We start from the raw sequence: 12,339 nt of genomic DNA, 5'->3' as shown, positions 1-12,339 counted from the left end.
CCATCTAAGGTAGAAGCAAGAAACTGCCATCCATAAGAATTTCCTCTTCTAAAATCATATCTCGCATTACTTTCTGCAGAAGCTCCCAGTTATCATTCAGTTGTCGGATCTCTGTAATAAGATGCTTTTGTCCATCTGCTAAGAATGTCAGTAACTGTTGTTTGATAAGCTCTTTTTCGTCAGTATCGTCTTCATTGGTATGTGATAGGCAAACATCGCATTGTCCACAGTCTGTTGACTTTGCTTCTCCAAAGTAGGATAGTAGCTGTCTGCTGCGACAAACTCGTTCATTTTGCGCATAGTTGATTACTGAGTTTATTCGTTTTATGAACTCTTCTTTTCTGTTTTCATACACGTTCTTGTTAAGTACAACGTCAACCCCATCAATACGGTCTTGTGTGTAGCTTATAAGTGGTGTGTTCTTACGTGGAATAAAGTTGATAATATGCTTTTTACTCAGATTAACAAGTACCATGTAAGTTTGGTTTCTATCAAGTCCAGCTTCTTGTGCAATATAGCTCTCGTCAATATAACCGAAGTCAGAGAATAAACCGCCATAGTTGCGGAGTAGGGCAGTGACGATTTCATCCTCTTTATCACTTAGTGAGTCGAGTCGATAGAGTTCGTCTCTATTTAGAAGGAATCGAACACGTGCCTTCGTGTCTGGATTCTGCTCATAGTCAATGTAACCTGCTCTTTGAAGTATTGTCAGAGCAGCATTAACACGTATAGGAAAGTGTTTGAAGCTATTACAGAATTTGTCTATTGGGAATTCAAAGATACATCCGTAGCCACTTCCAACACCTATCTGATAGAAGTAGGCTAAGTGCTCATAAACTTCCTGAATATAGTCTTTAGGTGGGAATGTGTCCTCGATACGCTTCTGTAACGTTCGATTGTCGTTTCCATTATATAGTAGAACGGCGTATGCCTTATTACTGTCACGCCCAGCACGTCCCGCTTCTTGGAAATAAGCCTCCAATGAACTTGGACAATCGATGTGAATAACTACACGTACGTTTGGTTTATCAATACCCATACCAAACGCATTTGTAGCAACCATCACACGTATCTTATCGTTCTGCCAATCATTTTGTCGTTGATCTTTGACACCCGGCTCTAAGCCTGCATGATACCATGTAGCTGAAACACCATGCTCTGTAAGCATTTGTGCAATCTCTTTCGTGTGCTTTCTGCTACGGCAGTAGACGATTGCGGTCTTGGGTATGGATTGCAGAATATGTACCATCTCTGCATCTTTATCCTCCGTTTGACGTACAACATAGGCTAAGTTCTTACGTTCAAAGCTCATGCGGAAGACATTCCTCTCTTTAAAGCCTAAGCGATCTTGGATATCATCAACAACTTCTGGCGTGGCTGTTGCTGTTAAAGCAAGAATTGGAGCATCAGGTACTAACTTGCGGATGTCTGCAATCTGCAGGTAGGAAGGACGAAAGTCATAACCCCATTGACTGATACAGTGGGCTTCATCAACTGTGATAAAACTCACCTTTATATGTCGTAATTTTGCTTTAAAAAGATCAGAACCTATACGCTCTGGTGAAATATAAAGTAGTTTTATTCCTCCAAAGGTACAGTTGTCTAAGGTTGTAATGATGTCGTCATGGCGCATGCCAGAGTAAATAGCAGCTGCTGTAATGCCTTGACGTCGAAGATGGTCAACCTGATCCTTCATCAATGCAATGAGTGGGGTTATGACTAAGCATACTCCCTCTTGGGCTAATGCAGGCACTTGGAAAGTGAGAGACTTTCCTCCTCCTGTTGGCATTAGTCCTAAGGTATCCTTTCCTGAACCTATACTCTCAATGATATCTTTCTGAATACCACGAAAGTTAGGATACCCCCAATATTGATGAAGAATGTCAAGGTAGGACATTGAACATTGAACTTTGAGGTTTGAACTTTGAGGTTTGAACTTTGAGGTTTGAACTTTGAATATTGAACTTTAGGGTGTTGAAAGATTCCTATTGGTTCATACACAACTTATATTCATTCTATTGTTAACAATCCTCTGTCGGTCTGATATCCTCTATCTGCAGCTGTACAGCTCCACGCTTGAAGACATTATCCTCAATCGTATAGGCTATGTCAAACGAACGTTTTGACTTGATATAGCGGGCAGATGCACTCTGTCCAAAGGCTATACCATTCATTACGTTGTTTGATTTGGAGTCAACCAGCTCCAACTTGATATGCTCTTGCTCACGCCCAACAACCTTACTTGTTCCGAAATCGTAAACATCCAATGTGCAGAAGAGAGGTTTGGGGTTTCCTGGACCAAATGGAGCAAAGCGTTTTAAGTCGCTGTGTAGCTTCTTGGTGATATCCTTGAAATCAATAACGGCATCAATATCCAATATCGCCTCACGCTGTTCTGGTTCGATATGTTCTTCTACAAAGGCTTGGAAGCGTTCGCGGAACTCTTTTACATCTGCCCACTTCATAGTCAGACCAGCTGCATAGGTATGTCCGCCAAAGTTTAGTAGTAGGTCACGACAACTCTTAATGGCTGCATACACATCAAATCCTGCTACGCTACGAGCAGAGCCAGTTGCAAGGTTTTCGTCACGTGTTAAGACCACTGTTGGACGGAAGTAAATTTCTGTTAGACGAGAGGCAACAATGCCTATGACACCTTTCTTCCAATGTTCATCATAGAGAACGATGCTCGACTGATGCTTCTGGCTTTCCAAACGAGCCACAATCTGGTTGGCTTCCTCCGTCATCTGGCGGTCTACATCCTTTCGTTGTTCGTTGTATTCGTCAATATGTTTTGCTTGATTGAAAGCTAAGCTGTATTCTCTTTCAACGAGTAAATCAACACTCTTCTTGCCATTCTCCATACGTCCGCTGGCGTTGATACGTGGTCCAATCTTGAAGATGATATCGCTCATAGATAATTCACGACCATTCAAACCGCAGATGTCAATAATTGCTTTCAGTCCAAGGCTTGGATTCTGATTTAGCTGTTTCAGTCCGTGGAAGGCAAGGATACGGTTTTCATCAACCACAGGAACCAAATCAGCTGCTATGCTGACAGCACAGAAGTCGAGTAGGGGAACGAGTCGAGAGAACGGAATGTTATTGTTCTTTGCAAATGCCTGCATGAACTTAAAACCCACCCCACAACCGCAAAGGTTCTTGAAAGGATAGGTGTCGTCTGGTCTTTTGGGGTTAAGAATCGCCACAGCAGGTGGCATCACTTCATCAGGGACATGATGATCACAGATGATGAAGTCTATTCCTTGTTCTTTAGCATAGGTTATCTCTTCGATTGCCTTAATACCACAATCGAGGATAATGATAAGTTTTACTCCAGTTTCTTTGGCAAAGTCTATTCCTTTTTTACTTACTCCATATCCCTCATCATAGCGGTCAGGGATGTAGTAATCAATGTTTGAATAGAACTGTCGTAAGAATTTATATACCAACGCTACAGCTGTACAGCCATCTACGTCATAGTCTCCATAGACAAGAATACGCTCTTTATGCCCCATTGCGTCATTGAGACGATCGACAGCAGCATCCATGTCCTTCATTAAGAAAGGATTGATGAGGTCTGCCAACTGTGGGCGGAAGAACCGCTTAGCAGCACTCTCCGTTGTTATACCACGGCGAATGAGCAACGAAGCGAGAATGGGACTAATACCCAATTTCTCTCCTAAGTCTTTAGCAGCATTGACCTGAGTATCTACAGGTGGTGTGTAGTTCCATTTAAATTGCATTTTAAATTGTTTTTATTTCTGTCCGTAAAGGTACAAAAAAAATAGCAAATGAGAATGTTATGTGGTATATTATTTGGTGCTGGGTTTCCAAATGATATTAGCCTTATTATCCCAAGTTTAACCCCCACATTCGCCTATTTCTTGCAGTGACCGTACTTTCCTCGTTTTTCTTATGGGTTCTGTGTCCTACAAATTTTATTCTTTTTGTATGGTGAGTGTTTTAAGTTCAACTTATCGTATATCTGTTTTGCTTGCTTCGAAGGACTACTACATTGGCGCATCTCGATGTTCTCTCCTAATGGATTCTTCCCTTTTGTTGTGACGAGCTTCTGGGTGCTCATACGTCGTACAATCTCGGTCCAGTAACAGGCTTCTCCTTCTCGTTTTAATTGACAACGGATGGTGTTTACCACCCAATAGGCTAATAAACCGAAGAAGAGGTGTGCGTCGCTTCTCTCATCTTTCTGATGATAGATAGGACGGAGGTTGAGGTCATTCTTTAGTTGCCTGTTCATGCATTCTATCTCACGAATGAGATTGTAGTATTCCCATGTCATGCGCTCATCAAGTGTCCTGACATTGCTGCGGAGGAAGTATACTCCGTGACCAGATTCCATTGCGGAGAGGTCTTTTATCTCCCAGTCTACGCGTAGCATCTGCTTGGGTTTCTTCTCATCTTTTATGTAGCTTATCTGATAGAACTTCGCTATAGATGGGTACTTCTGTATGGCACGTCCTGTACGTTCAACAACCTTTTCATAGGTTTTCGTTCCACCTTTCTTGGAGATTCCATCGTTTATTCTCTGCAGTTCCATCTCAAAACGCTCTCTCCAGACCCTGTTCATGGACGACTCTGTCATAGCTTTCGAAGGAGATGTTATTTCGAGATAATAATCCTTGTCATCCTCTGTCTTAACCTCTTTCAGCGTTATCTTCTGCCGACGGGCATCCATTACCGTAACACTCCTGTTATCATCACTGAGCGTATAGTCCTTCATTTTCGTACGAGATACGCAGAGATAATTGTAACCTTTCCTTTTGATCAGCTCCAAGTTTTCTTCCGTGGCAACACCTGCATCCATGACAACGAGCGTATCCTTTGTCCGTGATGGATTCCTCTTTGCCAGCGTGTCAATCATATCGGGCAGAGACTTGGGGTCTGCTGTATTACCCTCCAAGATAGAAGAATAACGTATAAAACCTTCTTTATTGATACATAGTGCAGGTACAAGTAGCTTACAGTCAGAGCGTTTTTCTTTTGACCGACCGAACTTGACCTTGTCGCTGTTACGCTTACTGCCCTCGAAATAGAAGTTGGTTAAGTCGAAGAGCATCAACTTGTTGTCTATATTAAAGAGATTGTCAGTAACGTTGCACAGATGACGCTCTAACTGTTCCTTTAGTTCATATAATTTGTCAGTGACTTTATACAGAGAATTGATTCCTGGTGTCCAGCCAGGAACTCCACTATAAAGTTCACCAGCAGCTGAGTTATCGCGCAAATAATAATAAGACGAACGTTCAGAAACTGCATATACTGTGCGAACAATCAATGCTGACAAAGCCGTGCGGATCGTATTCTCCGTCCAGCCGTTTCTGCGCAGGAAACCCTCTAATTGCAGTTTGTCTATCGTCTGCTTGCAGAGCCACTCAGCACCGACATTCCTTGCGTCAGTATATTTTGCCGTCTCAAGGTCAACGTAGTTCTCATATTTTCTCAGCGACTTCTGCTCTTCCTTGTTAAACCTATCGATTCCACCTTCTTGCTCCATACGGCTCCACCATTCGTCAGCCTTTGCCTGTTCAATAGGAGTAAGTCCGTCAAGATGTTCCTTGAAAAGCGAGGGTGTACTTCTGTTTTTGAAGCGTTCGGTAAGTGCGTATGCAATGTTTCGAACCTGTACGGCAGTAAGTGAAGGTTCAAAACCGATGTTCAACAGAATTAGCGAATGTACATGACCCTGCACATCACGATATGACTCCTTGATGCGATAATAAGGAGCCATGTCGCCTGTTGCAGGATTGAATCGTGTCTGTACATTTGCGTGCATGAGTGCAAAGTAACAAAATAATTTTGATATGACGGTGTCCTACAATTCGGATTTTACTCCTCGTTACAATACCCTATGCTTGATTATCAATCATTTATAAAATTGATACTACACAAAACATCCCGAATATTTATGAAAAATATTTTTGCCAGTTAAACTTGGGTTAGGACTATAAAGCTAATAGGTCCAATAGGTGATAAAACGACAATCCCGCTCCAAATCATAGGAACGGGATTGTTTATAATTCAGTACGAGTAGTTGAAAGAATAATATAAGAAAAGGTAATTTCCCATTTTCATTTCAACAATCTCATTCTCTTTAGAGACCCATCTTCTTGCGAATATCCTTAGGGATAGCATTCTTGTTTACCATGTAGTCCATGGTGTTAGCTGCAATAAAGTTCTTGGTCATGTACCAGATACCCTTGTAGTCACCAGTCTCACCCCATGAGTTCTTTACCATGTAGTATTCCTTACCATTTTGATCCTTAGCGATACCGAAGATAAGCATACCGTGGTCATCAGTAAGCTCCCAGTTGTCAAAACGCTCCTGACGTTGCTGCTGTGTAGGAACAACCTCTGGTACGTTTACACCCAGTGAGTCGATGATATCCTTTTTCTTTGCTGCAGAAAGACCAAGCCAGTGAGCCATGTCACTACCCTTCATGCTTTCAACCTTCTTACCGTCAACCATGTAAGCCAAACCCTTACGAGTGAAGCCAGGCTCGCTAACATCGCCACCCCATGCTACTGTGTAGCCGTTCATGACAGCGTTATCAATAATACGCATCATCTCGTCCATTGGAAGGTTGTAAGACAGTGGGAAACGCCAGTTGTCTTGTACCTCAACAGCAAACTTTGAATAGAAAGGATGGTGTGTGTAAGAAGTAATAGTAACATAATCGCTCCAGTTCAAACCGAGACTTGCAGCGAAGCTCTTTGGAGTGTACTGCTTGCCTTCGTAGGTGAAAGTTTCTGGACACTTACCGAGGTAAGCATCAAGAATACCCTGCAAGCCTTGTTTCCACTGACTTGAAATCTTATTTGCCTTGTTGCGGGCAATACCATTTACGTATGGCTCCAGCAATGAGAAGAACTCATTGAAGTTGTTCAGTGAGTCACCGTAGAGAGAGCCTGGGAATGGCATTGCATTCTCTGGGCAGATACCGTAGTTCTCAAGTGTGTGCAACACGTCGTATGCTGAACCACCTTGAGCAAATTGACAATCGCCATGGAAGCGAACCACTTGAATAGCACGATCCATATATGTTTTGTTTGCAACAAAGCTCTCACAGAGGTCGTATGTCTTACCAGTCTTCTTCAAAATCTCAGCCTCGAAGTAGCTAAGAGTAGAGTAGTCCCAGCAAGTACCTGAGCGGTTCTGGTCCTTAATACTTGTAATTGGAATCTGTTTTACTACAGTAAAAACAGGCTTGTTAGAGGTCGTTCCCTCTTTCTTGTCTGCGGCATTAGCACCTATCGCAAACAAAGCGAGCAATGCTACTACTAAAGTTTTTCTCATAAGTTTTTTAAAAAGTTGGGTTGCCATTGTGAGCGAAACTCTTGCGGCAACCTTGATGTAAATATTAATTATAAATGTTTATTACTTTCGGTTTGCTGCAATGAAGTCTTCTACATCCTTCGGGTGGTATGGAATAATATCCTTGCCAATGAATCGGCAACCATCCTTGGTGATGAGGAGATCGTCCTCGAGACGGATTCCTCCGAAGTCCTTATACTCATCCAACTTGTCGAAGTTAAGGAAGTCTGCACAATGTTTCTTTGCACGCCATTCATCAATCAAAGCAGGAATAAAGTAGATACCTGGCTCATCGGTAACAACAAATCCTTCTTCTAATCGACGACCCATACGCAGACAGTTTGTTCCGAACTGCTCAAGGTTTGGACGTGTCTCCTCGTCAAAGCCTACATTAATTTGGTCGAATGATTCCATATCGTGAACATCCATACCCATCATGTGACCAAGACCATGAGGCAAGAACATTGCGTGTGCACCAGCAGCTACAGCAGCATCGGTGTCACCCTTAGCTAGTCCAAGCTCTTTCATGCGGTCAAAGAGAATACGGCAGACAGCAAAGTGTACATCCATGTACTTGACACCCGGCTTAGAAAGTTTCAATGCTGCATCGTGGCACTCTTCTACAACCTTGTAAATCTCCAATTGCTTCTGTGTGAACTTACCGCTTACAGGGAATGTACGAGTATTATCAGAGCAATAGTGGTTGATGGTTTCAGCACCACAATCGCAAAGAGCAAGGCGACCAGCCTCCAATACTGCCATGGAAGGATTACCATGCATAATCTCACCATGCTGAGAGAAGATAGTAGGGAATGATACCATTGAACCGTATGAGCTGGCGATACCACTAACTTGACCACCAACGAACTTCTCGGTTACACCTGGCTTACCCAATATCATAGCTGTAGTGTGCATCTTATAGCCAATAACAGCAGCACGCTCTAGTTCTTCAATTTCTTCTTGTGTCTTAACAGAACGCATCTTCACAACCGCACGTATAAGTTCCATACTTGCAGACTCTTTCTGCTGATTAGGATGAATACCAAAGAGGTCGAAGATTTGAATCATTATATCTGCACGGTAAGGTGGCAAGAAATGTATCTTGCGATGCTCACGCAGTGCATTATTACAGATAGTCTTGAGTCCCTTCATGTTGACAGTATTGGCTACGCCAACAGCATCAGCCATGTCTTTTACAGAGTCAACACTACCGTACCAAACAATATCATCGATATCAATGTCATTACCAACAAGCGTTTCAGTGTCATTGTCAATGTCAATAACACCAACTAAGCCGTCACGTTTCTGACCGAAATAATAGAGGAATGATGAATCCTGACGGAATGGATAATACCCATTTGCAGGAAAGTTTGCAGGCGATTCGTTGTTGCCGAAGAGGATGATAATTCCTTTCCCAACAAGCTTTTTTAGCTCTGTACGGCGCTTTACATAGGTTTCTTTGTTAAACATATTTCAATTATTAGTTGGTTTGATTGCAAAGATAGTTATTTTTGTTTGAAAGTTATTAACTTTGCAGTTGTTTTTTTCAAGAAGAAGTTATGCTAATAGATAGGAATACGGGATTAGTTTTAGAAGGTGGGGGAATGCGTGGTGTATTTACCTCTGGTGTGTTAGATGCTTTTATGAAATATAAGCTTTATTTTCACTATACAGTGGCTGTTTCTGCTGGAGCGTGTAATGGTTTGTCATACGCCAGTCGTCAACCGCGTCGTGCTCGTATTTCTAATATTGATATGCTTGCCAAATATGATTATATAGGCTTGCACCATCTCGTTACACAGGGTTGCATCTTTGATCCAGAGCTGCTTTATCATCGTTTCCCTTATGAGCTTATCCCTTACGATTATGAGGAGTATTTTCGTAATTGTAAGAAAGGGGATATCTTTGAAATGGTTGTAACAAATTGCCAAACAGGCTTTGCCGAATACCTTTCAGAATCGTCAGGTAATTCGCATCGTCTTAATGAGTTAGCACGTGCTTCTTCAAGCCTTCCATACGTCAGTAAGATTGTTACGGTAGATGGCAAGGAATTTTTGGATGGCGGTATCGTTGACTCTATTCCTGTGCTACGTTCTATAGAGACTGGACACGAAACGAACGTGGTTATCAGTACACGTAACAAAGGATGGCGAGACATGGGACGCGATCATAAACAACCTAAGTTTGTCTATCGTAATTATCCTCGTTTACGCGTTGTATTAAGCCGTAGGGTAGAGGCTTATAACCGTCAGCTTGACTTGGTGGATGAGTTGGAGGAACAAGGTAAGATTCTTGTTATTCGCCCTGAAAAACCTATTGTTGTTGGTCGAATGGAGAAAGATATTGAGAAACTTGAGAATCTATATGAGGAAGGTTTCCAGTTAGGTGAACGATTTGTAAGGGATAATCTCCCTGAGCTTCTCTGATAATAATACTCCTCTCTTACGCCACCTATAAAAGTAAAATGGTCTTTCTAAATGATAGAAATCCAACAAAAAAAGTTTTCACAAGCTACCTTTTAATATATTTTTCTTACTTCTTATTTTCCCTTTCTAAATACTTTTCTTATCTTTGCACAACATAATTAAAATGAAAAAGCAAATGAAGAAGATCAATTTTCTCCTTGTGGTGTTGGCTGCAGTGCTGGCATTTAGTTCGTGTAGTAAGGGCGAAACTTATGCTGATCAGTTGGAACGGGAGACAGAGGCAATTAATAAATTTATAGTAAAGAAAGGTATAAATGTAATTACCGAAGAACAGTTCACTAAGCAAGGGAATACAACCGATACAACAAAGAACCAGTATGTTCTTTTTCCAAATACTGGCGTTTATATGCAGATTGTTGAGAAAGGAACTGGTGAGATTATAAAGAAAGGTGAGACGGCTACTGTTCTCTGTCGTTTCACTGAGCGTAACCTTCTCAGAGATACGTTGCAGTTGTCTAATCAATTCCTTATCTTTGGTCCTAAGGTTGACAAGATGTCTGTAACAAACACAAGTGGAACTTATACTGCTTCGTTTGATCCTTCTTCCAGTGTGATGTATGATGTCTATAAGAGTACTTCCGTACCTGCTGGTTGGTTGGTACCAATGCCTTATGTTGGTCTTGGTAGATTGGTTGATGCTACATCAAAGTTATCACATGTGAGGCTTATCGTACCTTCACAACAAGGACAGATTAATGCTACAAAGGCAGTCTATCCTTGCTACTATGATCTTACCTTCCAAAGGGGACTCTGATGAAAGGTAAAAAGTATAAAAGGGAAAATGGGGGATAAAATAGAAAAAGAACAATAACGCAAAAGAACAATAAGGGCAATACCCTTCAAATATATTTTAAGTATGACGCTTATTAAATCTATTTCCGGCATCCGTGGAACTATCGGAGGTCGTGCGGGCGATACTCTGAACCCGCTGGACATCGTTAAATTCGTTTCTGCATACGCTACTTTCATTGCACGTAAGCACCCAGAGAAGAAGCTAAAGATTGTTGTTGGTCGTGATGCACGCATCTCTGGTCCAATGGTCAAGAATGTAGTATGTGGTACGCTGATGGGTATTGGTGCAGATGTTGTGAACATCGGTTTGGCTACAACCCCTACAACAGAGTTGGCTGTACGTATGTGCGGTGCTGATGGTGGTATCATCATTACTGCTTCTCACAATCCACGCCATTGGAACGCCTTGAAACTGCTGAACGAGGAGGGTGAGTTCCTTACTGCGGCTGATGGTGCTGAGGTATTGGATATTGCTGAGCGTGAGGACTTTGATTATGCTGATGTGGATGGTTTGGGTAGTTATACTGATGACAATTCATTTGATGAACGCCATATAGAAGAAGTTTTGAGTCTTGATTTGGTAGATGTCGAAGCAATCAAGAGGCGTAAGTTCCGTGTCGTTGTTGATGCTATCAATTCTGTTGGTGGTGTTATCCTACCTAAGTTGCTCGACCGTTTAGGCGTAGAATATAAGTTCTTGAATGGTGATGCAACTGGTGATTTCTCTCACAATCCAGAACCAATTGCAGCGAATCTTACTGGTATCATGGGTGAGGTTGCTAAGGGTGGCTATGATTTGGGTATTGTTGTTGACCCAGATGTTGACCGTCTTGCATTCATACAGGAAGATGGGCAGATGTATGGTGAGGAATACACACTCGTCACAGTGGCTGACTATATCCTCGAACACGTGAAGGGTAACACTGTGAGTAACCTCTCTTCAACTCGTGCACTGCGCGATGTAACTGAGAAACATGGAGGTAAGTATTATGCTTCTGCTGTTGGTGAGGTGAATGTTACCACGAAGATGAAAGAAGTGGGTGCTGTTATCGGTGGTGAAGGTAATGGTGGTGTCATCTATCCTGATAGCCATTATGGTCGTGATGCTCTCGTTGGTATTGCACTTTTCCTTAGTTCTTTGGCACAGAAGGGAATGAAAGTAAGCGAACTTCGCAAGACCTTCCCAGAGTATTTCATTGCAAAGAATCGCATTGACCTTACACCTGATACAGATGTTGATGCAATTCTCGTGCGCGTGAAAGAACTTTACGGACAGGAGAAGGATGTACAAGTAACAGATATCGATGGCGTTAAGCTCGATTTTCCTGATGCTTGGGTTCATCTCCGTAAGTCAAACACAGAGCCAATTATCCGTGTTTACAGCGAAGCTAACACCATGGAGGCTGCTGACACATTAGGCAAGAAATTGATGCAGATAGTTTACGATATGCAGTAAACTTAACCTTGTTATAATAAGAAAGAGGATGCTTTTGGCTTGTTCCGAAGCATCCTCGTTTTCGTTGATATGCTTCGACTTCAGCCCAACAAAAAAGTTGGGGAAGCAGATACACGATAGGCTAATAATAAAAAAGCTCTTTCAAACTTTGAATAACAAGTATTCCCAAAGAAGAAATATATTATTACTTTAAACAGAAGAAAGTTTCATTTTTAAGTTGCTGTCACTTTTAACATTTCATGCATTTAGCTGTAATATAACACATTAAG

Annotated in this window: 8 protein-coding genes; 3 read left to right on the top strand and 5 right to left on the bottom strand. The window is 41.9% G+C overall.

Annotated features, from left to right (window positions below; all coding sequences use genetic code 11):
• Positions 1-4: 4 nt before the first annotated feature.
• The 5 genes from J5A56_RS11575 to J5A56_RS11555 all read right to left on the bottom strand — a co-directional run bounded on the left by J5A56_RS11575 (position 5) and on the right by J5A56_RS11555 (position 8,806).
• Positions 5-1,897 (bottom strand): RecQ family ATP-dependent DNA helicase, encoded by a 1,893-nt coding sequence (locus tag J5A56_RS11575; protein ID WP_021671013.1) that lies wholly within the window; start codon positions 1,895-1,897, stop codon positions 5-7.
• 124 nt (positions 1,898-2,021) lie between these two features.
• Positions 2,022-3,746 (bottom strand): single-stranded-DNA-specific exonuclease RecJ, encoded by a 1,725-nt coding sequence (gene recJ, locus J5A56_RS11570; RefSeq protein ID WP_021671012.1) that lies wholly within the window; start codon positions 3,744-3,746, stop codon positions 2,022-2,024.
• A gap of 170 nt (positions 3,747-3,916) precedes the next feature.
• The gene (locus tag J5A56_RS11565) at positions 3,917-5,797 is read right to left on the bottom strand and encodes an IS1634 family transposase (protein WP_211815519.1); all 1,881 of its coding nucleotides are present in this window, start codon (positions 5,795-5,797) and stop codon (positions 3,917-3,919) included.
• Between the two features lie 318 nt (positions 5,798-6,115).
• Positions 6,116-7,318 carry an aminopeptidase C gene (locus J5A56_RS11560; protein ID WP_036918707.1) on the bottom strand — a complete coding sequence of 401 codons (1,203 nt, stop codon included), beginning with the start codon at positions 7,316-7,318 and terminating at the stop codon, positions 6,116-6,118.
• Positions 7,319-7,399: 81 nt separating this feature from the next.
• The gene (locus J5A56_RS11555; protein ID WP_021670797.1) at positions 7,400-8,806 is read right to left on the bottom strand and encodes an aminopeptidase P family protein; all 1,407 of its coding nucleotides are present in this window, start codon (positions 8,804-8,806) and stop codon (positions 7,400-7,402) included.
• Positions 8,807-8,895: 89 nt separating this feature from the next.
• On the opposite strand from J5A56_RS11555, the gene J5A56_RS11550 reads away from it, so the two are divergent.
• From J5A56_RS11550 to glmM, 3 genes are all read left to right on the top strand, one after another.
• Positions 8,896-9,762 (top strand): patatin-like phospholipase family protein, encoded by an 867-nt coding sequence (locus J5A56_RS11550; RefSeq protein ID WP_021670796.1) that lies wholly within the window; start codon positions 8,896-8,898, stop codon positions 9,760-9,762.
• Between the two features lie 175 nt (positions 9,763-9,937).
• On the top strand, positions 9,938-10,576 hold the full coding sequence (locus J5A56_RS11545; protein WP_036918704.1) for a DUF4827 domain-containing protein: 639 nt from the start codon (positions 9,938-9,940) through the stop codon (positions 10,574-10,576).
• A 102-nt stretch (positions 10,577-10,678) separates the two neighbouring features.
• On the top strand, positions 10,679-12,070 hold the full coding sequence (glmM, locus tag J5A56_RS11540; RefSeq protein ID WP_021670794.1) for a phosphoglucosamine mutase: 1,392 nt from the start codon (positions 10,679-10,681) through the stop codon (positions 12,068-12,070).
• The last annotated feature ends 269 nt before the right edge of the window (positions 12,071-12,339 follow it).

Source organism: Prevotella melaninogenica (genome assembly GCF_018128065.1).
In the GTDB taxonomy this organism is placed as follows: domain Bacteria; phylum Bacteroidota; class Bacteroidia; order Bacteroidales; family Bacteroidaceae; genus Prevotella.
Note: the sequence above shows the minus strand (reverse complement) of the source record. Positions and strands in the feature narration are given on the sequence as shown.